Genomic DNA, 23,601 nt, shown 5'->3' with positions numbered 1-23,601 from the left:
TTTTATGTAGACTAAAAACCAAAATTTAATCCAAATACAATACGGCCTGGATCAGAACCTTTAAAATAAGATACTCTAGCTGTAATCATTTGTGCTCCATTTAGCCAAATTCCACCGCCATAAGATGAGTGCCATTTACTATTATTTTCTTCATCAAACCAAGCTCTACCATAATCAAAACCAGCATATAAACCCAATCTCATCGGTACTCCAGCTTTAATTTTTAATAAATCCATTCGGACATCTGAAGTATGTAATAATGTTCTGTCACCTACAAATCTACCATTACGATAACCACGTAAATCTTGATCACCACCTAATATTGCACCTTGATAAAATTCATATCCATTTCCGAAAATAGCCTTTCCTTTTACCATAGATGCAACTGTTAATCTTCCATTTGCAGAAAGTTTATGCGTAAATCCAAGATTAACTTCAGAAAAAATGAAATTATTTTCTAGTTTTTCGTTATTCGTTACCCATTTTGCATGAGCTAAGAAAGTCATTCCAAGAGTTGGTAATGATTCATTATCATAATTTCTAAACAAATAATTTGCTCCAACTTCTGTGAAATTTTGACCTCTAAAAACTTCACTATTTATATCAGGTGACACAGCTACGATACGATCATGATTTTCTTCTACTTTTATAAACTTATAATTTGCAAATAAATCTAATCGACCATCATTTCTAAAAATTTTATAAATAGAAGGTCCTAATTCATAACTCTGTTGTCGTACACGATTATAATTCATCCCTAATTCCTTTTGGTTGTTTTCGGTTGTATTTCCTAATCCGAAGAAATTTGTACTGAAAGCAGGTGATGTATAACGACCATTGATATCTAAATTCCATTTACCAATCGCCTTAATAAAAGTACCTTTATAATTCGCCTCGATACCATTCGTTGCAAAAAAGTAATTTAACTTGATTGTATGACGTGACGAAAATGGTTTACGATCAAAACCATTAAATGTATAAGTTGGTGCTAAACCAATTTTAACTCCATCATCTGGATTATAACCAACATTTGGTAACATCGTAAAGACATTATACATTGGCATTTTGTAATCGTATGTATTAATTTCGTAATCGTTTACTAATTTCTTTTGTGTTAAAAATGAAGATGCTTTGGTTGTATTTCCATTTTTATAATCGTAAACTGTTACGTTTCTATATTTTTTCACTTCATAAGTATCGTCATCAATACCTCCAATTAACCTCACTTTAATTGGATTATGCGGTTTACCTTCAACAACAAATTTATCTGAGTCATTTAAACCAAAAATTCTAATTTCTTTTGTCAGATGTTTATCAAAAGTACGGTCCAACACCAATTTTCTTTCCTCTCCAGAAAATATTTTAACTTGCGTTTTGCCTTTAGGTAAACGAGTAATGATAAATTCATCTTTCTCATTAGATCCTTTCAGAATCACAATTCTAGATAAAACTTTGTGATATTCTTCAGCAAAAGTGTGTAACTTATCTTTTCTTGCAAGTATTTTATCTATGACTTCATTGTCATAATCGTTTTTAACTTCAGACGGAATATTTTCAAACGATTTTCTAATAATATCTTCCGATAAATTATTTTGTATAAACGTTGCTTGTTCTTTCCATGCCTCTAAATCAGATGCTTCTAATATTGCTAAATCTAGTGGATAAGGTTCACGATTAAACCATTTTACACTTTTGATATCATCTTTAAAATCTTGCATATGTCTTAAAGGAGGAATACCCATGATTACTTTAAAAAACAACCCGTCGTAGCGAGGAAATGCTTGATCTCTGTCTCTAGGAACTGGATAATAAACAATATCATTACCATTCTGAAATTCTGCCCAACGCCATTGATCCGAATGCCTGTCCCAATCACCAATTAACATATCAAAAAGTCGTGCCTTCATGTACGAATCTTTGTCTACATATGTATTCTTATTCTTCTGAATATTAGCTAACATATCGTCCGTACTAATTATATCATTTGGCGAACCAAAACGTTTTACATCTTGATGCTCGACCATCGGACGTTCTTCAATCATATATAATTCGTCACCAAAACGTTCATTATATTCTTTTAATGCTGTTTGTTTTGGGATATAAAATAACTTTGGTTGTGCATGCAGTATTCCTAATTTTTCTTGCATTGGCGGTACAACCAACGGATAATATGGATTTGTTGTTGTGTAAAAATCCATCAAGAATTTTTCTGTAAATGTATTTTCGAAATCATCAACAACATAATCATTTTTAAACGCTACAGATTGTATAAAACGAGTTGCACTTTTTTTAACTGCGCGCATGTTATACTCTCTATTTTGTTTATCAGTTAATCGTAAAGAATTAGTTTGATGCCCACCTCCCATTCTAATCGGAGTTAATCCACCATAAATATGATTCAAATTAGCAGATTCTACTGATATTTCCTTACTATAAATACTACGAAAATGTCGACCAAAAAAGAATTTATAAATATCATTTTTTCTCGTCATATCTTTAGTATAAACTGAAGCTTTAACCTGTCCCTCGAAAGGATTTTGGTATCCAGGATCTACGTAAACTTTCTTTTCTGGATTAACTTTTTTAGCCAACATTAATTCTGAATCTTCCTCTTTAAATTCATAAAAACGAATTTGAGTTGATCCATTATCATATGCATCTAAAACTGCATAACCTTTTTTACCTAAAGAAAAATCATTTTTACCAACCGCTTTGGCTGCTTGTTCCTTTGACGCTGAACCACTAATTACTTGCCTTAAATTATCTTGTTGTACATATTGTAAATTATGATCATGACCTGAAACAACAACTACATTTTCTCTGTCTTGTAATAAAGTAGAAATACGAGAGGCAAACTCTCTATAATTAGGGTTTTGTAAATCTTGTGGACTTAAACCCGAAGTTGCTCGAATTAAATTTAAGAAACTACCTATAACCGGTAATGGGATATTATTATCAAATGGAAACAATTGTTGGCGGAAACTATATTTCCCTCCATGCGATCCATTAGTTGCTAAAGGATGATGAACAACTAAAAGGGTTGTCCTATTCTGAAACTTATTCAGTTGAGATTCAAATTCATCGAAAAAAGCTTCACGTGTTTTAATGTCACATTTTTCGTTAATTCCTGGATGTTGATCCCAATCTTCTAAATACCATTGAGAATCTAAAGTGATAATTCCTATCGAATCATTTACTTTTATTTTATCAATTCCACAACCGTCTTTTGGTAAAAATATTTTTTTCTGATCAAGATTCTTTTTAATATATTTTTCTTGTGCTTTTAAACCATCTAAACCACTGTACCAATCATGATTTCCTGGCACAAATAAAGTTTTTCCTTTAAAGTTTTTAGCTAAATCAATCTGTAAGTCAAGCTTAGTTCTACCTATTTTATTCTCTTCAGTATCCTTGTTTGGATTTAAACCATTAGGGTATATATTGTCTCCTAAAAATATTAGATATGAGGCTGAATCTGCTTTGGCTAAATCATTTTTAAGTATATTAAAATTTTTTTCATTATCAGGTAAATCCAGATTTCCTGCATCACCAACTAAGTAAAAAGATTGTATTTTATTACCTGTTACCTTTTCAATCGGATTTTCTTTCAAATTCTTACCAAATTGTGCATTATTTGTTGCACAAGCAGCCAGAAAAAAAGAAGATCCTAATAACAGGTAAAGAGGATATTTTTTGTTTATATTATTTAGGCTAAGAAGATTTTTCATACTTTTAATAAATAAAATTTGTAACATGATTAATCAGCTACAAAAAGTAGAAAATTACGTTTTTAATTTATTCAAAGATAACCTTTCTTTTGATTACACTTATCATAATTTTATGCATACTACAATGGTTGTAGAAGCTGCGAAAACATTGATAAATAAGTATGATTTAAATGAAAATCAGACACAAAATATTATCATGGCTGCTTGGTTACATGATACTGGATATACATTATCAATCAACGAGCATGAAAAACATAGTGCTGAAATTGCAAAACGTTATTTAACTGAAAATTTATTCTCTGATGAAAGTATAAATGAAATTTTAGGATTAATTTTAACTACTGAATTAAAATATGTTCCGCAAAGCATTTCTGAATCAATAATTAGAGATGCTGATTCTTTTCATTTAGGACATACAGATTATAATAAATTTGCTGAATTGTTACGAATCGAAATTAAGAAAGTTTATCAAAAAGAATTTTCTGATTTTGAATGGCATCAAGAAAATCGTAATTTCTTTATCAATCATCACCGCTATTACACGGATGCAGCAAAGGAATTATGGCAAAATCAAAAAGATATTAATTTGATGTCAATTCAAAGTAAAATCAATGAAATTGAATTAGTTGGTGAATCGCTGAATAAATACGAATTAAAAAAGAAGAAAAACGACAAGGCACAACAAATGGATCGTGGCGTTGATACACTTTTTAGAGTTACCTTAAGTAATCATACAAGATTAAGTGATATTGCAGATTCTAAAGCAAATATTTTATTATCTGTAAATGCAATTATTATTTCTATTGCTTTATCTACTCTAATTCCAAAATTATCTGCTCCAAAAAATGAATATTTAATTATTCCGTCATGTGTCTTATTAGTTGCTAGTGTTGCTTCGATAATTTTTGCAATCTTATCTACAAAGCCGAATGTAACTTACGAAAACTTTACAGAAGAAGATTTACAAAAACGAAAAGTGAATCTTTTATTTTTCGGAAATTTCTATCAAATGTCGCTTGATTCTTACGAAGAAGCTATGAACGAATTAATGAAAGATCGCGATTATGTTTACAATTCTTTGACGAGAGATTTATATTATTTAGGTAAAGTATTGGAACGAAAATATCGCCTATTAAGCGTAACATATACTATTTTTATGATCGGAACTATACTTTCGGTTTTAGCATTTGGTATTGCATTATTTATGAATAATTAAGTTGATTAAAACTTATCATATTTCTCAATTATATTATCATAATTTATCGGTACTCGGATTGCCAATAAACCTCCAATTCCTTGCAGATCTCCAACTTCTAAATATTCAATTTCATCAAGTAAATATCCACGTTTGATAAGTTCTTTGATGTAAATTGAATATTCATCCTTTAAAAAATCATCTGTATAAATTACACATAATTTCCCCGGAACATTTATTCGCTCTTCAGAATCTTTAATAAATGCTTTATTGATTCTTTTCTTTATAATTTCATATTTAGCATTATTGTATCCATCAACATCAAAACGTTTTTCATCCATTTTAAAAATAATATCTAAACGCATATTTGTTGCTAATATTAATGATGCTACTTCAATCTTAATTGGCAAATTAGTTCTTAATAAATAATATTGTTGTTCCATCGCAATCATTGCTTGCAATTGCCAAAAACGAATATCTTTTACATCTTGATACGCAAATTCTTTCGTCGGATTAATTGATTTACCAACGTATAAATTAAAATCAACTCCATCGGTTTTAAATCGTTCGTAATAATGCGGGAAAATCGCTTGCGCATCATTTTGATACAAATCTAATTTTGAAGACAACAATTCATTAAGTCTAAAAATAGATGTATCAAACTTCTTACGTTCGACATAATACAATCCAGTAATTTCATCTAATTTCCCTAAATACTCTGCTATAATCGATTGATCATTTTCTTTAGTATATTTTGGAATTTCAGGATGAATTTTTAATGATATATATTCAAATATTTCACGTTCAAAATAAATTTTATCTACATGTTCTATACGATTTAAGAAACCATTTAATTTCTCTATATAATCCAAAAACTTAACTTCATTTGTACGAGAAAATAATTCATCACATACTTTTATTAAGAAGTTAATCTGATTTTTGTAATCAATTTTCATACACTGATTTCGTAAAAAAGACGAACCTCTTACATCAATTTCACCATACATTGGATATACATCTTGAAACTGAATTTGTGTTTTCTTTTGTATTGTATCAGGATTCATAATTACCTCCTTTGCTCTTCTTTTAAATTTCCATTCGACACTTGGATGCAAGGAAGTAAACTCTGTCTGTATAAATGAATTTACCTGATGATCGAAATCGCTGTAATATCTAAAAATAGACCCTTCAATTAATGGTAAAATCTCACGAATTTGGTTTGCATTAATACGATTAAAAGCACCTGATTTGGTTGAAACGATTTCTAAAATTCCCAAAAATTCACCATTTTTTCGCAACGGATACATAATTATACTATTATATCCATTTGCTAATAAATTTTTAGCTAAAACATCTGTTGGATTTTTTTGTAGATAAGATTTTGCGTTTGAGATCACAAAATAGTCAGTGTGATTCATCACACTTGTCAAATTATTACAAAATATATTTCCGATATAAAGTATTTTAGTTTCATTTAAAACCATACTTTTTGTCATAATTGGCAACTGAAAATCAACAATTGCATTGATATCCGAATTAAATGAAGAAAAACCAATTTCTAAGTGAGATAATTTAAAAATAGATTTAAAAGAATTTTCCACATCAGTATTAATTTGATCTGTTGATTCACGAGAAGTTAATAATCTCGTTTTTAAATTAGAAAGCGCAATTTGAGAGGTGTTATCAAATAAAGTAGAAAGTACAATCCCTTTTACTATCCAAGAATTTACAGGAAAATATTGATACCACAAATCTGTATTTTCGTAATTATTCAATAGATCTTCAATCTGATCTATACTTAATTCAAATTTAGAATTTATAGGTTTAATTTCAAGGTATTCAAAACTATACATCACAGTTAAATACGTAAAAAAACCTTTTCCATTATCTACTTCTAAAAGATTAGTATGATCTAACTCTATATTAATATTGTAATATTTAGAAAGAATAAAACAACAACAAAGCTTGTAATAATTTTCTTCTGTAAAATCATGAAAAAATGATTTAATTTTTGTTCCTTGATCTTCTATAATTACTCTTAAATCTTCACTTGGAAAATAAAATTTATCAATTAAGGGAAAACTTAACGCTTTTAATGAATTCCTCATTAAAGCTTTTGGCATAATTCGCTCCATAATTGGAGCAATATCCGTCAATGTATATTCGAATTCTTCAATAGTATCAACACCATCAATCAACTCTGGTAAAGACTCTTTAATATAATCCAAAATTACTTTAAGCTCTCCAATATTATTATCAGAAGCCTCTATTTCTGCAATGATTTGACCAATTGAAAATTTAATTTTAAATGGTAATTGAAAACTATCTCTATTCATAAATTATAGACTAAAATAAGAAAAGACTGCTTAAAAGCAGTCTTTTCTTATTAATATATTCAATTAATTTTATCGTGTAAAAATTAATAAATTCTCTTTGGAAAGGTTTTCATCATAACGATACCCATCTACATCAAATGCTTTTACCTCATCTAATGTTTGTACATTATTTTCTGCACAATAACGAGCCATAGCTCCACGAGCGTGTTTAAAATACATCATAATTTTCTTTAATTTCCCGTCTTTATAATCCTGGAATTCAACCTCAACCATTGGTACTTTCAATGCTTTTTTATCTAAAACTTTCGCATATTCATTACTTGCTAAGTTTAAAATAAACTCGTCTTTTTTCAATTTAGAATTGAAGAATGGAGTTAAAATTTCTTTCCAAAAACCATATAAATTTTTAGAACCATTTACATCCAATTTCGAACCCATTTCTAAACGATACAACATTATTTTATCGGCAGGACGTAACATTCCGTATAAACCTGAAAGTAAAAACACATTTGTATTCATGTATTTTTGAGCATCTTCTGACAAAGTTTCAGCATTTAAAGCACGATAAACTTCACCTTTAAAAGCTAAAGCTGCAGAAACAGATTTTTTTGCTGTTGGCTTTACACTCCATTCTTGATTACGCTCTACATTCATATCAGCAATATCTTTAGAAATCTTCATTAAAGTTTCCAAATCAGTTGCACTCATTTCTTTCATTACATTCATGATTTCTTGCGAATGCTCTAAAAATTGAGGAGTTGTCGCTTTCCAATCTGCATTGGTTTCTAAACTCATCATTTTAGCAGGCGAAAGTAAAATCTTCATATCGTATTATATTCTTTTTAATTATAAATAGTCTTCTATATCTCCTTTTCCTTCACGTAAAACTTCTACTCCATCTGTCATATCAACAACAGTAGAAGCAACATTATCACCGTAACCAGAATCTACAATTGCATCAACTAAGTTATCCCATTTCTCATAAATTAATTCTGGATCAGTTGTATATTCTACAATTTCATCTTCATCATAAATAGAAGTTGAGGCAATTGGATTTCCTAACTTTTCTACTATCATACGCGGAACTAAATGATCTGGCACACGAATACCTACCGTTTTCTTCCCTTTATAAGCTGAAGGTAAATTTTTAGAAGCATTCATAACAAACGTAAAAGGACCTGGCAACGCACGTTTTAAAATCTTAAATGTTCCATTATCAATTGGTAAAGTATAATTTGATAAGTGACTTAAATCGTTACAAATAATCGAAAAATGAGCTTTATCTAATTTAACACCTTTTAATCGTGCTAACTTTTCCATCGCCTTTTGATTTGTAATATCACAACCCAAACCATAAACGGTATCTGAAGGGTAAATTACTAAACCACCATCACGTAATATTTTTACTACTTGATCGATTGCTTTTTCTTGAGGGTTTTCTGGATGAATTCGGATATAATCTGCCATAGTCGATTGTTTTCTCAAAGATACGAAATAATGTGTTAGCCGATGGTATCACTAATTTTACTTGTTGATGAATTAATAACTAAAATTGATAAAAAAAGCTACCCGATTGGATAGCTTTTTAAGATGTATTACATTTTAGTAATTATGGTATTTAAAACTTTGACCGTTTTTTATTTCTTTTACTGATTGATAAATCAATTCAATAACATTTTTTACATCTGATTGATGAACCATTTCTACTGTTGTGTGCATATAACGTAATGGTAACGATATTAATGCCGAAGGAACTCCTCCATTACTATACGCAAATGCATCTGTATCTGTTCCTGTAACACGAGATGCCGCTGCTCGCTGAAATGGAATATCGTTTTGTTCAGCAGCATCAATAATTAATTCTCTTAAATTATTTTGAACCGCTGGTGCGTAATAAATTACTGGTCCGTCGCCACATTTTTGCTCACCTTCTTTCGATTTTGTAATCATCGGTGTTGTTGTATCATGTGTAACATCTGTAATAATTGCTACGTCTGGTTTAATTGTTTGTGTAACCATTTCTGCACCACGTAAACCAACTTCTTCTTGTACTGCATTTACAATGTATAAACCATAATCAATCTGATCCTTGTTTTCGAATAATTTACGAGCTACCTCAGCAATCATAAATCCTCCCATACGGTTATCAATCGCACGGCAAACAAAGTACCTATCATTTAAAGTAAAAAATTCATCTGGATATGTAATCACACAACCAACGTGGATTCCTAACTCTAAAACTTCTTCTTTAGAAATACATCCACAGTCAATCCAAATTTTATCTTGAGTTGGCGCTTCTTCTTTCCCTCCTTGGCGTAAATGAATTGCAGGCCATCCAAAAACACCTTTTACAATACCTTTCTTTGTATGAATATTTACAACTTTAGAAGGTGCTATCATATGATCAGAACCTCCATTGCGAACTACATAGATTAATCCATCTTCAGAAATGTAATTCACAAACCAAGAAATCTCATCAGCGTGAGCTTCAATTACAACTTTATAAGGTGCATCAGGGTTAATTACTCCGTAAGCAGTACCATAATTATCAGTTCTAATTTCGTCTACATATGGTTTAACATAGTCAATCCAAACCTTTTGCCCTTCAGACTCGAAACCGGTTGGAGATGCAGTGTTTAAGTATTTTGATAAAAAATCTAACGATTGTTGATCAAATAAATTATTTGTTGCCATGATTAGTTTTATTTCAAACAAATATACTACTTTAGGAACAATTTTTGAGGCTGATATAGATATGAAGTTTTATTTCAATTTACTCCTAATTTTGATAGGTTTTAATGTTGCTGATGCCCAGATTTTTGGGTTAGATATGGGAGTCTCTGCTAATCGCGAGATTAAGAATGATACGATTATTGATGGAAATTTAGTTATTGCTGATACGATACAATTACATGATTCACAATTTTACTCTGTTCAACTAAAAACAGATTTAGAAAAAAAGTATTATTTCTGGCTACGTAAGAGAGTAAGAGATGTGTGGCCGTATGTACGAACTGCTGTAAGAGAATATAATTCTGTTATGGACACAGTAAATACAATGGATCGTAGACGTGACCAAAGACGTTTTATTAAAGATCGTCAAAAAAAATTAGGTGATCAATTTGAAAATCAATTGAAAAACATGACCGTTTCTCGAGGTCAAATTCTAACTAAACTTATTCATAAGGAAACGAATAAAACTACATACGATATCATCAAAGAACTTCGTGGAGGTGTTTCTGCATTTTTATATAACACCGCTGGAGGCGCATATGATATAAACCTTAAACAAACTTTTGACCCGAAACGTACAAGAGAGGATTTATACATTATTGTTATACTCCAAAGAGATATTGCAGATGGCGTTCTACAGCCAATTTATGATGATAATGAATAAGGAATAAGGAATAATACTTATTCGTAAAAAACTTTATCATTATATTTGAAATAATAAAAGGGAAAAACTGTGACAAAAACTACTATAAAAAAAATAGGTGTATTAACCTCAGGTGGTGATGCACCAGGAATGAACGCTGCTTTAAGAGCAGTTGTTAGAGCATGTAAATATTATGAAATTGCTTCTATTGGTATTATGCATGGATACGAAGGTTTAATTCATGATGATATGATTGAATTGGGCCCTCGTGATGTGAAAAATATTATAAACCAAGGAGGTACATTTCTTAAAACTGCACGCTCAGAAGAATTTAGAACAAAAGAAGGTCGCCAAAAGGCTTATGAAAACCTAAAAAAAAACGACATTGATGCTTTAGTTGTAATCGGTGGTGATGGTTCTTTTACAGGTGCTAATATTTTTCATCAAGAATTTGATGTACCATTTATAGGGGTTCCAGGTACAATCGATAACGATATTTTCGGAACTGATTACACAATTGGTTACGATACAGCTTTAAATACTGTTATTGAAGCTGTTGATAAATTGCGCGATACTGCAACATCTCATAATCGTGTGTTTTTTGTAGAAGTTATGGGCCGTGATGCAGGTTTTATTGCATTAAATAGTGGTATAGCTTCTGGTGCACAAGATATTTTAATACCTGAGCAAAAAGATAGTGTTGAAGATTTATGTAATTCTTTAGAACGTTCTGAAGAAACAGGTAAAAAATCGAGTATAGTTGTTATTGCTGAAGGTGAACAATTAGGTGGTGTATATGAAATTGCAAAACAAGTACAAGCAAGGCATCCAGAATATGATATTCGTGTTACAGTTTTAGGACACATTCAGCGTGGAGGTTCTCCTACATGTCAAGATAGAGTCTTAGCATCTCGTTTAGGGATTGCCGCTGTAGAAGGTTTATTAGATCATAAAACAAATCTTATGGCTGGTATTCGTTCTAATAAAGTTGTATTTACTCCTATTGATGAAGCGATTAAAAAACACAACGAAATTGATGAAGAATTAATCAAAGTAGCAAATATACTTTCTATTTAATTCAAAATCATTACTTTTAAGAAAGGGAAAAAAATATATATAAATTATGTCAAAAATTAAAGTTGGAATCAATGGATTCGGACGTATCGGAAGATTAGTTTTCCGAGTGTTAGCAGAAAGAGAAAATTTTGAAGTTGTTGGAATTAATGACTTAGTAGATGCAGATTATTTAGCATACATGTTAAAATATGATTCAGTTCATGGAGCATTTAAAGGTGAAATTTCTGTTGAAGGAAATACATTAATTGTAAATGGTCAAAAAATTCGTGTAACTGCAGAGAAAGATCCTGCAAATTTAAAATGGAATGAAATTGGCGCTGATTACATTATTGAAGCAACAGGAATCTTCATGACTAAAGAATCTGCTGGAAAACACATCGAAGCAGGTGCTAAAAAAGTAATTTTAACTGGACCATCTAAAGACGATACACCAATGTTCGTTATGGGAGTTAATGAAGATAAATTAACTGCTGAAGATACAATTATCTCTAATGCTTCTTGTACTACTAACTGTTTAGCGCCTTTAGCTAAGGTAATTCATGAAAACTTTGGTATTGCAGAAGGATTAATGACAACAGTACATGCAACTACTGCAACTCAAAAAACTGTTGATGGACCATCAAGTAAAGACTGGAGAGGTGGGCGTAGCGCAATGAACAATATTATTCCTTCATCTACAGGTGCTGCAAAAGCAGTTGGTAAAGTTATTCCTGAATTAAATGGTAAATTAACTGGTATGTCTTTCCGTGTTCCTACGGTTGATGTTTCTGTTGTAGATTTAACTGTTCGTTTAGAGAAAGAAACTAACTATGACGAAATCAAAAAAGTGATGAAAGATGCTGCTGATGGACCTTTAAAAGGAATTATTGGCTATACAGAAGACGCTGTAGTTTCTCAAGATTTCGTTGGAGATGTCCGCACAAGTATTTTTGATGCTGGAGCAGGAATCATGTTATCTCCTACTTTTGTAAAATTAGTTGCGTGGTATGATAACGAAATGGGATACTCTAACAAGGTTGTAGATTTATTAGAACACGCCTCTAAAATTTAATTTTTTAATAAAATATCATACAATTTATTCAAAGCTCTTCAATAGAAGAGCTTTTTTAATATTTTTTTATGTTAAAATTTTATTTTCATTAATAAATAATTCTATATTTGATTCATTAACAAAATAAAACTAATGCCTATAGAATAGAAATTCTACTTTTTATTAAAAATAACACAACGACATAATTTAACACATATGAATTACGAGGACGATTCTCTACTTATATCTTCGTACCAAGATGGTAACGAAGATGCGTTACAAACGTTAATAGAGAAATATAAAGGTAGAATATATAGTTTTATTTACTCAAAAGTTTTAGACAGAGATGTTACTGAAGATATCTTCCAAGATACATTTGTAAAAGTAATCTTAACTTTAAAAGGAGGAAAATACAATGACGAAGGTAAATTTTTACCTTGGGTAATGCGTATTGCCCACAATCTTACCATTGATTATTTCAGATTAAATAAACGTTTTAACGTAATACATGAATCTTCAAATTATAGTGAAGATTATAATATTTTCGATTACATCGGTGTAATGGACGAATGTTCTGAAACTAAAATCATCAAAGACCAAATTGATTGTGATTTGAAAAAATTAGTAAAACAATTACCAGACGATCAACGAGAAGTTTTAGAATTAAGAATTTTTAAAGATTTAAGCTTTAAAGAAATTGCTGAAGAAACTGATGTTAGTATTAATACTGCATTAGGTAGAATGCGTTATGCATTAATCAATTTAAGAAAAGTTATAGAAAACAATAATATTATTTTAACAGTTGACTAAATAATAAATCAAATCATTTAGCGTTTAAATTAAAATGATTGATAAGAACATGAAAGAAGCTAAACCAATTTTAGAACCTAAACAGTCAACAATAGAAAAAATATTATCATACTCAAAAAGTGTAAATGCTTTACAGTTAAATTTATTTAAGGAAAAGTTTATTGTACATTTAAATTAAACATATTGTTTTTATTTCAATAAAAAATCCGAAGCCAAAAGCTTCGGATTTTTTATATTTTATATTGAAGTTTTATTCTAAATATTTCTAGAATTAGAACATCCATAATCTATTCAATTAGATGGAATTTGTTCTAAAACTTCTAATAAGTACTTCCAATATTTTTGAACAGAAACAATTTCAACTTTTTCATCTGGCGAGTGAGCTCCAGAAATATTTGGACCAAATGAAATCATATCTAATCCTGGATAATTTGTTCCAATAATTCCACATTCTAATCCAGCGTGACAAGCTACAACTTTAGGTTCTGTCCCATTTTGTTTCACGTAGATTTCTTTCATAATCTCTAAAATCTCAGATTGTGGATTAGCTTTCCATCCAGGGTAAGCTCCAGAAAAAGCAACTTGGAAACCTGCTAATTCAAAACTAGCTTTTAAAGTTTCAGCTAATGCCATTTTGTTAGATTCTACAGAAGAACGTGTTAAACATAAAACTTTTACATTTCCTTCGATAACCTCTACTCTAGCAACATTATTTGAAGTTTCAACTAAACCTTCAACATCCGGGCTCATTCTGTAAACTCCATTAAATGCAGCCATAATTCCTTGAACAAAGATTTTAGAATCTACTAAAGACATTGCAGATGTTAATGCATCTGTTTCTTCTAAAGCAATTACCATATTTGGTTCAATCGTTGCGTACTCTTCAATAATTTCAGCTCTTAAAGATTCATAAGCTACTTTAAAAGTTTCAACATTAGAAGTAGGCATTACAAATTTAACCCAAGATTCACGAGGAATTGCATTACGTAAACTTCCACCTTCCATGTGGGCAATTTGACCACCATTTGCTATAGCTAAAGTTAAAATACGAGCAATTAATTTGTTAGAATTTCCTAATCCTTCATGAATTTGAATTCCTGAGTGACCACCTTGTAATCCTTTTAATTCTAATTTAAATGTTGTCCCTTCAACAGATTCAGTAACATATGTTTTCTTTGCAGTAACATCAATTCCACCAGCACATCCGATATCTAATTCGTCATCTTCTTCAGTATCTAAGTTTAATAAAATAGATCCCGATAAGAAACCTGCTTTTAAACCTAATGCTCCTGTCATTCCTGTTTCTTCGTCAATCGTAAAAAACGCTTCAACGGCTGGATGAGGAATATCTTTAGATTCTAAAATTGCCATAATTGTAGCAACTCCAATTCCGTTATCCGCACCTAATGTAGTACCATTTGCAGTTACGAATTTGTTATCTTCAATGTACATTTCGATACCTTGAGTATCAAAATCGAATTCTACATCATTATTTTTTTGACATACCATATCCAAGTGCGATTGCATAACAATTGTTTTACGATCTTCCATTCCTGGATAAGCAGATTTTTTGATTAATACGTTTCCAACTTCATCAGTTTCAACTTTCAACCCTAAATCTTCACCAAATTTGATGATAAATTCACGTACTTTTTCTTCTTTTTTAGAAGGTCTTGGAACTGCATTTAATGCTGCGAAATTTTTCCATAACGCTTTAGGTTCCAATGCTAATATATCAGACATTTTTAATAATAATTTACCCCAAAATTAAGAAAGAATTAATTATTATGAGTACATTAGGAAATAATTTACACTATACATTAATAAAATATGAAGAAATTTTTTCTACCACTTATATTAATTGGTACATTATCTTTTGCGCAAATTACTGAACAAGGAGAAATTTATAGCCAATCTTATCAATTAAAGAATAATGTTCCTACAATAGAAATGCCTCAATTTGATTTAGATGCTTTAAAAGCAGAAGATCAAATAAACGATCAATTAATCACTAAACCTTTTCGTTTTGGTAAAGATTTTAAAGTAAATTATTCACCATCAACTCATGGATCTTGGATAACTTTACCTAATGGAGACAGAATTTGGAGATTAAAAATTATTTCTCAAGATGCTAAAACCTTAAATTTCTTATTAAAAAACTACAGATTTTCTAATAATGCAAAATTATATTTACACAATGATGATGGGCAATTTTTAGGTTATTACACTTCAAAAGAAAATACAAAGGAAAAACAGGTTGCAACTTGGCCAATTGATGGTTCTACTGTTACTATAGAATTTTATGAACCTGCAAATGAAGTTGGATTATCGACTTTTGAAATTGCAGAAGTTGTACATGGTTATAGAACAGTAAATAACATTAAAACACCAACTAAAGGTTTAAATACATCTGGACATTGTAATGTTGATGTAAATTGTACTGCTGGAGATGAATGGGAACAACAAAAGAATGCTGTTGCTTTAATTTTAAGCGGAACAACAGAATGGTGTTCTGGAACTTTAGTTACCAATACTGCAAACGATGGAACTCCATATTTTTTAACAGCTAATCATTGTTATAGTTCTGCAACTCCAGCTTGGACTTTTAGATTTAAATGGATTAGTGAAAATCCTGATTGTGCAACTACCGCTCCTAGTGGTGATGGACCAAGAATTTACAGTTTAAGTGGTGCTGAAATCAAGGCTAGAAATCCATCTACTGATATGATGTTGTTAAAATTAACTAGTGAAGTTCCAACAGATTGGGAATTAGTTTGGTCAGGATGGGATAGATCTGGAAATATTCCAGAAAATGTTACTGGCTTACACCATCCAGATGGAGATATCATGAAAATTGCACAATATTATTCTCCACCACTAAAAAAAGTTAGAAGTGGAATTTCTGCTTGGGAAATTCCTGCTTGGGATTTAGGAGTTACTGAAGGTGGATCTTCTGGATCTGGATTATTCGATCACAATGGACGAATCATTGGTCAATTATATGGAGGTTATGCTGCTTGTAGCGGAACTTCACCTAATAACCAATATGATTTTTATGGAAGAATAGATGCTTCATGGGAAGGTGGCGGAAATGCATCTAGCCGTTTAAAAGATTGGCTAGATCCTATTAATTCACAGGTAATGACAACAGATCATTATGTAAAAGAGTTACTTGCAAATGATATCAGTATCAATTCTCAAACTACTGTTGCGGATTGTGATGGAAATATTGCTCCTTCAATAGTAGTTAAAAATGTTGGTTCACAAGCAATTTCAAACTATCAATTAAAATATAAATTTAATGAAGATGCTGAAACGACTTTATCTTTTAATGAAACGTTAGCTGCTGGAGAAACAAGAACTATAAATATTGAAAATCAAGAATTTTCAGCTGGGACACATAGTTTTAGATCTGAAGTTGTATTGGATGGAGATTTAAATCCAAATAACAATATTTCGTTAAGTAATTTTAATGTATTAGAAACTCTAAACACCAATAAAGTTACCTTAAATCTAGTAACAGATCGTTATGCAGAAGAGAATTCTTGGTATTTATACAATTCTCAAAATCAAATTGTGCAATCTGGAGTTAATTTAACAAATTCAACTACTTACAATATCAATTTTGACAATTTAGCTGAAGATTGTTACAAATTTGTATTAGAAGATAGTTATGGTGATGGTATTTGTTGTCAGTACGGAAACGGATCTTATTCATTAACATTACCTAATGGAGAAGTTATTGCTTCTGGTGCTAGTTTCGGAGATGAAGCTGTAGTCAATTTTAAAGTAAGTGGTACATTAGGTATTTCAAATCTTGCATCAAACGAAATTGCTGTTTATCCAAATCCTACAAATGATATTATTAATTTAGAAGTAAATAATAATTTAGGAAAATACACCTATGAAATCTATTCTGCCTTAGGACAAAAAGTAAAACAAGGTAATGGAATAGGAAATCAAAAGGTTAATTTGAAACAATACGGAAAAGGTACATTCGTAATCAATATTAAAACAGAAAACGGAAAAACAATGACGAAAAAAATTATCGTTAAATAATTCCAATTTCATATAACAAAAAAAGACCTTCAATTACTGAAGGTCTTTTTTATTTATATTATCTACCTGTAGTTGGCATCGGAGATTCCTTATCCACAACTGGTCTATTTTCTGCATTTGCTAATTTCCAAATAGTATTGAAAGCTAACTTTGTTCTACGCGTTAATAAATCATATTCAATTTTATCTGGTGTATCTGTTGGACGGTGGTAATCATCATGAACTCCATTAAAGAAGAAAACAGATGGAATACCGTGCTTCGCAAAATTATAGTGATCTGAACGGTAGTAAAAACGGTTTGGATCATCTGGCGTATTGTAACGCATATCTAAATTAATTCCTAATCCATCATTAGCTGCTAAAACCGCTTTATGTAAATCTGAAGATAACATTTCTGAACCAATCACATAAACGAAATCTCTTGTTGCATCGTTGTGTTCGTGATCAACACGACCAATCATATCAATATTTACATTTGCAATTGTATTAGCTAATGGAAAAATTGGATTATCTGAATAATATTTAGAACCTAATAATCCTTTCTCTTCACCAGAAACGTGTAATAATAAGATTGAACGTTTTGGACGAATTCCTTTTTTCTCTGCTTCACGGAAAACACGACCAATTTCCATTACAGCAACAGTTCCTGAACCGTCATCATCAGCACCTGGATATAATTTTCCATCTTTAATTCCGTCATGATCATAGTGAGCAGAAATTACAACAATCTCTTCTGGTTTCTCAGAACCCTCAATGAATCCCATTACGTTTCGCATTTCACCTGCAACACGTTTAAATGTAGCAGCAGGAATTATTTGAAAATAATCTCCTTTCGGCCCATTAATTCCTAATTCTTTATAATAGTTAGAAATGTAATTACCAGCTCTTACTTCACCAGCAGTTCCGGCATTTCGTCCTTCCATTTCTGGTCCAGCTATAATATAAAGTTGTTTCTTTAATTGTACCTCAGAAACCTGATCTACATACTTAGGTAATATTTTTTCATATTTTTCTGTAGACATTTGTTTTTGGCTGTTACAACCTGTAGCCGTAAAAAATGTTAGCGCAGTTAATGCAATTAAAAATTGTTTCATGTGAATTTATTATGATATTAAATCAAGTTTACTGAATATTATTCAGTTGAACTCTAATTATATTATAAATAAACAAAAAATAATCGAATTTTTGTATCTTGTTTCTATATTTGTGCCTTAAATTTTATTCCCTTTATGTCCCAGTTATTCAAGAAAAAATCAGTAGATCAAATTCTATCTGATGCCGAGAAAAACACCAACTCACTACAAAAAACTTTAGGAGTAACTGACCTTGTAAGTCTTGGAATTGCAGCAATCGTAGGTGCTGGAATCTTTAGTACTATTGGTTTAGCCGCATTTAATGGAGGTCCTGCAATTTCACTATTATTTGTGTTTGTTGCATTCGCTTGTGTTTTCACAGCATTATCTTACGCTCAATTTGCAAGTACAGTTCCTGTTTCAGGATCTGCTTATACTTACGCATACGTTGCTTTTGGAGAATTATTCGCTTGGATAATAGGTTGGGCATTAATATTAGAATATGCAGTATCCAATATGGTTGTTGCTATCTCTTGGTCGCAATATTTTGTATCCATGTGTGAAGGATTCGGAATCCATATACCAAAATGGCTTACAATGGCGCCACAATACGCAACTGAAGCTTATCAAAAATCATTAGAAATTGGTGTTGATAAACTAAGTGGCGTAGAAAAAATTGCATTAGAAGCTTATAAAACAGCCCCAAATATTGGTGGATTACCAATTATTTTCGATTTGCCTGCTGGTATTATTACAGTACTTGTTACGATGTTAGTTTATATCGGTATTAAAGAATCTAAGAAAGCGAGTAACTTTATGGTTATCGTTAAAATCGGAATTATTTTAGCCGTAATTATTGGTGGTGCATTCTTTGTAAAACCTGAAAACTGGACACCTTTTGCACCTAACGGATTAGGTGGTGTAATGGGTGGTGTAGCTGCTGTATTCTTTGCTTTTATTGGATTTGATTCGATCTCGACTACAGCCGAAGAATGTAAAAATCCTCAACGCGATTTACCTCGTGCTATGATTGCATGTTTAATTATTTGTGCTGCATTATACATATCTATCACATTAATATTAACTGGTATGGTTAATTATACAGAATTAAATGTAAAAGATCCATTATCATATGTTTTCCACTACGTAGGATTTGATCATATGGCTGGTATTATTTCTGTAACATCAGTAGTTGCAATTACAAGTGCATTATTGGTTTTCCAATTAGCTCAGCCTCGTATTTGGATGACTATGTCTCGTGACGGATTAATTCCAAAGAAATTTGCAACCGTTCACCCTAAATACAAAACACCATCTTACGCTACAATTATCACTGGTATTGTAGTTGCAATTCCTGCTTTATTCCTTAAAATGGATTTCTTTGTTGATTTAACTTCTGTTGGAACATTCTTCGCATTTATCGTAGTTTGTGGTGGAGTTTTATACATGGATAAAACAGGATTATCTGAAAAATCTAAATTTAAAGTTCCTTACATCAATGGTAAATATATCGTTCCATTAGCATTTATAGCTGGAATCGTTTTAACATTTATCTACGGACAAGATTCTTTAGAACAATGGAAAACATTAGGTTCTATGGATTTAATTGCTCATAAATCATTAGTTGTTATCTTTTGGATTGCGTTTTTAGTAATGAGTATTTTAAGTTTCAAACATAACTTCTCATTATTACCTGTAATTGGCATTATGATTAACTTATATTTAATGAGTGAATTAGGTGCTAGTAATTGGATTATTTTCGTGATTTGGTTAGCTATCGGATTAGCAATTTATTTTATGTACGGACATAAACACAGTAAATTAAGACAACAAAATTCTTAATCTATATTTTCTAAAGCGATTCAGATTTGAATCGCTTTTTTTATACATTTAATCCATTCAAAATAGTAGATAAACTTCTTTATTTCACCTCAAAACTTTACATTTGCACTATAAATTTTACGACAGATGTTTAGATCACATACTTGTGGAGAATTAACACAAGCCAACATTAATGAAAAAGTTACGTTAAGCGGATGGGTTTCAACGTTACGTGATAAAGGTTTTATGATGTGGATTGATTTACGTGACCGTTACGGAATCACGCAAATCATCTTAGATGAAGAACGTTCTTCGACAGAATTATTTGAAACTGCTCGTTCATTAGGACGTGAGTTCGTAATTCAAGTAACTGGTACAGTTATCGAAAGAGCTTCTAAAAATCCTAACATTCCTACAGGAAATATCGAAATTTTAGCAGAAAGCATTACAATCTTAAATGAATCTGCCTTACCTCCATTCACAATCGAAGATAATACTGATGGTGGTGAAGATATCCGTATGAAATATCGTTACTTAGATATTCGTCGTAATCCAGTTAAAAATAAATTAATCTTCCGTTCAAAAGTTGCGCAGGAAGTTCGTAAATACTTAGATGCACAAGATTTCGTAGAAGTTGAAACGCCAGTTTTAATTAAATCTACGCCAGAAGGTGCGCGTGATTTCGTGGTTCCATCTCGTATGAATCCAGGTGAATTCTACGCGTTACCACAATCTCCACAAACATTCAAACAATTATTAATGGTAGGTGGTTTAGACCGTTACTTCCAAATTGTAAAATGTTTCCGTGACGAAGATTTACGTGCAGACCGTCAGCCAGAGTTTACACAAATCGACTGTGAAATGTCGTTTGTTGAACAAGAAGATATTATGAATGTTTTCGAAGGTTTAGCGAAACACTTATTATCAACTTTCAAAGGATTAGAATTTGATCAATTCCCTCGTATGACATTTGCAGATGCAATGCGCCGTTATGGAAATGATAAGCCAGATATTCGTTTCGGAATGGAATTCGGTGAAATTACTGATTTAGCGAAAGGTAAAGATTTCAAAATCTTTGATGAGCAAGAATTAATCGTTGGTATTGCTGCAGAAGGATGTAACGCATACACACGTAAAGATATCGATAAATTAATCGAATGGGTACAACGTCCACAAATCGGTGCTACTGGTTTAGTTTGGGCTCGTTACAACGAAGACGGAACGTTCAAATCTTCTGTAGATAAATTCTACTCTCAGGAAGATTTAGCTGCTTGGGCAGAGCGTATGAAAGCAAAACCAGGTGACTTAATGTTAGTAATGTCTGGAAACACAAACAAAGTTCGTGGTCAATTATCTGCTTTACGTATGGAAATTGCAGAACGTTTAGGATTACGAAATCCTGAAGTTTTTGCTCCATTATGGGTTGTAGATTTCCCATTATTAGAATGGGATGAAGAATCTGAAAGATACCACGCAATGCACCACCCATTTACTTCTCCTAAACCAGAAGATATGGAATTAATTGCAACAAATCCAGGTGAAGTACGTGCTAATGCTTACGATTTGGTATTAAATGGAAACGAAATTGGTGGAGGATCTATTCGTATTTTCGATAAAGATATTCAAGCAAGAATGTTTGAGTTATTAGGATTTACACCAGAACAAGCTGAAGCTCAGTTCGGATTCTTAATGAACGCTTTCAAATATGGTGCGCCACCTCACGGAGGTTTAGCATTCGGATTTGACCGTTTTGTATCGATCTTAGATGGTTCTGAAACAATTCGTGATTACATTGCATTCCCTAAAAACAATTCAGGTCGTGATGTAATGATTGATGCACCATCAACTATTGACGGAACACAAATGGACGAATTATTTATTGCTTCTACTTTTACAGGAAAAGAATAATTTTTCACATAGAAAATAACTAAAAAGCCAACTCTTACGAGTTGGCTTTTTAGTTTATATCATTTATTATTTCGATGGACTTGGAGTCACTGGAGCCGCAGGAGCTATATCAGTAAATTTCTTCGGTTTTATATTTCCTTGGTGACATGTAAAACAAGAAACTTTTTGTTTATCTGCCGGATCGTAATCAAAATGTTTTTTATTCAATTCATTTGTCATTGTAATCATATGACGAGCATAATCTTTTTCTTTCTTCGCATCAGAAGAAAAATCCATTTTACCAGTTTCAGGATTTGCTGCGTGGCAATGATTACATTTAACACCTAATGCTGCGTTATACTCGCGCATTAATCCTTTTAATTCATCTTCAGAAATGTCTTGTGGTAAAACTTTTAAGTTTGCCCATTGCGACTCTACCTTTCCTACTTCTTTCCCTTGATCAACTTTTCCTTTAGTTACTGAGGCACAACTTGCAACTACAACTAATACAGCAGCTAAAAATCCTAATTTTTTCACTATTATGTTTTCTTATGTAATCACAAGTTAAAGCAATTTTAACAATAAATATACCCTAAATCAAAATTTGAAATTGATATAAATAAAGTTTTATTAATTTAATCTGTACAAGCAATCAAATATTGATAGGCTTTTACAGCACCTTGTAATGTATCTTGTTTCTCGTTTTCGTCTATAATTTGTTCATTCAAGTAATTTACAAAAGCTTTCCAAATTGGACCAATATCTTGACCATAATGACCAAAGTAGTTAAAATTAGCAGTTTCTAAATCAGGATATTTTTTTAATTGCTTTGCGATTACCATTCCTCCTAACATCGAACCTTCAATAACATACAAAGCACCTAAAGCTTCTGCACGATTTTTTAAATGATTAATAGTACCAATTTCCTTCGGAGATAATTTCAATTCTAATATATCTTTCTCTATTAAACTTAATTTATTAAAATTGATTCTGTTTAATAATTCTTTATCCGAATTATTCAAAAACGCATGAATTTCAGTTTCATATGCTTTAATAAATTGATGATTTACCACTAACATTTTGTAGTAATTATCTTGCGTAAAAGTTCCGTCAAACAATTTATTTGATTCCAACTTCTGCTCTATTTCATCGTGATATTGCCTTGTTTCTGTCTTTAATAATTCTGTAACCATCATAATTCAGGATTCAT

At 31.2% G+C, this 23,601-nt stretch carries 17 protein-coding genes; 8 read left to right on the top strand and 9 right to left on the bottom strand.

Annotated elements, in window-relative coordinates:
• Positions 1-11: 11 nt before the first annotated feature.
• The gene (locus EAH69_RS09485) at positions 12-3,728 is read right to left on the bottom strand and encodes a metallophosphoesterase (protein WP_121934989.1); all 3,717 of its coding nucleotides are present in this window, start codon (positions 3,726-3,728) and stop codon (positions 12-14) included.
• 25 nt (positions 3,729-3,753) lie between these two features.
• On the opposite strand from EAH69_RS09485, the gene EAH69_RS09480 reads away from it, so the two are divergent.
• The gene (locus EAH69_RS09480; protein ID WP_317124739.1) at positions 3,754-4,944 is read left to right on the top strand and encodes a Pycsar system effector family protein; all 1,191 of its coding nucleotides are present in this window, start codon (positions 3,754-3,756) and stop codon (positions 4,942-4,944) included.
• A 5-nt stretch (positions 4,945-4,949) separates the two neighbouring features.
• Here EAH69_RS09480 and EAH69_RS09475 read toward each other — a convergent pair whose 3' ends face one another.
• The 4 genes from EAH69_RS09475 to EAH69_RS09460 form a co-directional block, all read right to left on the bottom strand.
• Positions 4,950-7,259, bottom strand: coding sequence for a hypothetical protein (locus EAH69_RS09475; RefSeq protein WP_121934962.1), 2,310 nt, complete (start codon positions 7,257-7,259; stop codon positions 4,950-4,952).
• A 69-nt stretch (positions 7,260-7,328) separates the two neighbouring features.
• Positions 7,329-8,084: a peroxide stress protein YaaA gene (gene yaaA, locus EAH69_RS09470; RefSeq protein ID WP_121934961.1), complete on the bottom strand. Its 756-nt coding sequence runs from the start codon at positions 8,082-8,084 to the stop codon at positions 7,329-7,331.
• 21 nt (positions 8,085-8,105) lie between these two features.
• The gene (locus EAH69_RS09465; protein WP_121934960.1) at positions 8,106-8,726 is read right to left on the bottom strand and encodes an L-threonylcarbamoyladenylate synthase; all 621 of its coding nucleotides are present in this window, start codon (positions 8,724-8,726) and stop codon (positions 8,106-8,108) included.
• 135 nt (positions 8,727-8,861) lie between these two features.
• The gene (locus EAH69_RS09460) at positions 8,862-9,953 is read right to left on the bottom strand and encodes a M42 family metallopeptidase (protein ID WP_121934959.1); all 1,092 of its coding nucleotides are present in this window, start codon (positions 9,951-9,953) and stop codon (positions 8,862-8,864) included.
• Between EAH69_RS09460 and EAH69_RS09455 the strand changes: the two genes are divergently transcribed.
• The 4 genes from EAH69_RS09455 (at position 9,952) to EAH69_RS09440 (ending at position 13,552) form a co-directional block, all read left to right on the top strand.
• Complete coding sequence (locus EAH69_RS09455; protein WP_230466769.1) at positions 9,952-10,656, top strand: DUF4294 domain-containing protein; 705 nt, start codon at positions 9,952-9,954, stop codon at positions 10,654-10,656. The genes EAH69_RS09460 and EAH69_RS09455 overlap by 2 nt on opposite strands.
• Positions 10,657-10,725: 69 nt before the next feature.
• On the top strand, positions 10,726-11,712 hold the full coding sequence (gene pfkA, locus EAH69_RS09450; protein ID WP_121934958.1) for a 6-phosphofructokinase: 987 nt from the start codon (positions 10,726-10,728) through the stop codon (positions 11,710-11,712).
• 46 nt (positions 11,713-11,758) lie between these two features.
• On the top strand, positions 11,759-12,763 hold the full coding sequence (gene gap / locus EAH69_RS09445) for a type I glyceraldehyde-3-phosphate dehydrogenase (protein WP_121934957.1): 1,005 nt from the start codon (positions 11,759-11,761) through the stop codon (positions 12,761-12,763).
• A gap of 195 nt (positions 12,764-12,958) precedes the next feature.
• On the top strand, positions 12,959-13,552 hold the full coding sequence (locus tag EAH69_RS09440) for an RNA polymerase sigma factor (protein ID WP_121934956.1): 594 nt from the start codon (positions 12,959-12,961) through the stop codon (positions 13,550-13,552).
• A gap of 291 nt (positions 13,553-13,843) precedes the next feature.
• Here the strand turns inward: EAH69_RS09440 and EAH69_RS09435 are convergent, their stop codons facing one another.
• Positions 13,844-15,295 carry an aminoacyl-histidine dipeptidase gene (locus EAH69_RS09435; protein ID WP_121934955.1) on the bottom strand — a complete coding sequence of 484 codons (1,452 nt, stop codon included), beginning with the start codon at positions 15,293-15,295 and terminating at the stop codon, positions 13,844-13,846.
• Between the two features lie 87 nt (positions 15,296-15,382).
• Here EAH69_RS09435 and EAH69_RS09430 point away from each other — a divergent pair, with 87 nt between their 5' ends.
• The gene (locus EAH69_RS09430; protein ID WP_121934954.1) at positions 15,383-17,611 is read left to right on the top strand and encodes a T9SS type A sorting domain-containing protein; all 2,229 of its coding nucleotides are present in this window, start codon (positions 15,383-15,385) and stop codon (positions 17,609-17,611) included.
• Positions 17,612-17,669: 58 nt separating this feature from the next.
• Here EAH69_RS09430 and EAH69_RS09425 read toward each other — a convergent pair whose 3' ends face one another.
• On the bottom strand, positions 17,670-18,704 hold the full coding sequence (locus EAH69_RS09425; RefSeq protein ID WP_121934953.1) for a M28 family peptidase: 1,035 nt from the start codon (positions 18,702-18,704) through the stop codon (positions 17,670-17,672).
• Positions 18,705-18,839: 135 nt separating this feature from the next.
• On the opposite strand from EAH69_RS09425, the gene EAH69_RS09420 reads away from it, so the two are divergent.
• Together EAH69_RS09420 and aspS are read left to right on the top strand one after the other, a co-directional pair.
• Positions 18,840-20,525 (top strand): amino acid permease, encoded by a 1,686-nt coding sequence (locus tag EAH69_RS09420; RefSeq protein ID WP_121934952.1) that lies wholly within the window; start codon positions 18,840-18,842, stop codon positions 20,523-20,525.
• Positions 20,526-20,651: 126 nt separating this feature from the next.
• Positions 20,652-22,412 carry an aspartate--tRNA ligase gene (gene aspS / locus EAH69_RS09415; RefSeq protein ID WP_121934951.1) on the top strand — a complete coding sequence of 587 codons (1,761 nt, stop codon included), beginning with the start codon at positions 20,652-20,654 and terminating at the stop codon, positions 22,410-22,412.
• Between the two features lie 66 nt (positions 22,413-22,478).
• Here aspS and EAH69_RS09410 read toward each other — a convergent pair whose 3' ends face one another.
• On the bottom strand, positions 22,479-22,928 hold the full coding sequence (locus tag EAH69_RS09410) for a c-type cytochrome (RefSeq protein ID WP_230466768.1): 450 nt from the start codon (positions 22,926-22,928) through the stop codon (positions 22,479-22,481).
• A 98-nt stretch (positions 22,929-23,026) separates the two neighbouring features.
• Positions 23,027-23,587, bottom strand: coding sequence for a biliverdin-producing heme oxygenase (locus EAH69_RS09405; protein ID WP_121934949.1), 561 nt, complete (start codon positions 23,585-23,587; stop codon positions 23,027-23,029).
• Positions 23,588-23,601: the final 14 nt, after the last annotated feature.

Source organism: Faecalibacter macacae, assembly GCF_003687725.1.
GTDB classification, from domain to species: domain Bacteria; phylum Bacteroidota; class Bacteroidia; order Flavobacteriales; family Weeksellaceae; genus Empedobacter; species Empedobacter macacae.
This window is presented reverse-complemented; position numbering and strand designations above follow the sequence as displayed.

What these genes read in the sequence shown, in the direction of transcription:
- EAH69_RS09485 (WP_121934989.1), bottom strand. Translation starts at nt 3,728, where the DNA reads ATGAAAAATCTTCTTAGCCTAAATAATATAAACAAAAAATATCCTCTT.
- EAH69_RS09480 (WP_317124739.1), top strand. Translation starts at nt 3,754, where the DNA reads ATGATTAATCAGCTACAAAAAGTAGAAAATTACGTTTTTAATTTATTC.
- EAH69_RS09475 (WP_121934962.1), bottom strand. Translation starts at nt 7,259, where the DNA reads ATGAATAGAGATAGTTTTCAATTACCATTTAAAATTAAATTTTCAATT.
- yaaA (WP_121934961.1), bottom strand. Translation starts at nt 8,084, where the DNA reads ATGAAGATTTTACTTTCGCCTGCTAAAATGATGAGTTTAGAAACCAAT.
- EAH69_RS09465 (WP_121934960.1), bottom strand. Translation starts at nt 8,726, where the DNA reads ATGGCAGATTATATCCGAATTCATCCAGAAAACCCTCAAGAAAAAGCA.
- EAH69_RS09455 (WP_230466769.1), top strand. Translation starts at nt 9,952, where the DNA reads ATGATTAGTTTTATTTCAAACAAATATACTACTTTAGGAACAATTTTT.
- EAH69_RS09460 (WP_121934959.1), bottom strand. Translation starts at nt 9,953, where the DNA reads ATGGCAACAAATAATTTATTTGATCAACAATCGTTAGATTTTTTATCA.
- gap (WP_121934957.1), top strand. Translation starts at nt 11,759, where the DNA reads ATGTCAAAAATTAAAGTTGGAATCAATGGATTCGGACGTATCGGAAGA.
- EAH69_RS09440 (WP_121934956.1), top strand. Translation starts at nt 12,959, where the DNA reads ATGAATTACGAGGACGATTCTCTACTTATATCTTCGTACCAAGATGGT.
- EAH69_RS09435 (WP_121934955.1), bottom strand. Translation starts at nt 15,295, where the DNA reads ATGTCTGATATATTAGCATTGGAACCTAAAGCGTTATGGAAAAATTTC.
- EAH69_RS09430 (WP_121934954.1), top strand. Translation starts at nt 15,383, where the DNA reads ATGAAGAAATTTTTTCTACCACTTATATTAATTGGTACATTATCTTTT.
- EAH69_RS09425 (WP_121934953.1), bottom strand. Translation starts at nt 18,704, where the DNA reads ATGAAACAATTTTTAATTGCATTAACTGCGCTAACATTTTTTACGGCT.
- EAH69_RS09420 (WP_121934952.1), top strand. Translation starts at nt 18,840, where the DNA reads ATGTCCCAGTTATTCAAGAAAAAATCAGTAGATCAAATTCTATCTGAT.
- aspS (WP_121934951.1), top strand. Translation starts at nt 20,652, where the DNA reads ATGTTTAGATCACATACTTGTGGAGAATTAACACAAGCCAACATTAAT.
- EAH69_RS09405 (WP_121934949.1), bottom strand. Translation starts at nt 23,587, where the DNA reads ATGATGGTTACAGAATTATTAAAGACAGAAACAAGGCAATATCACGAT.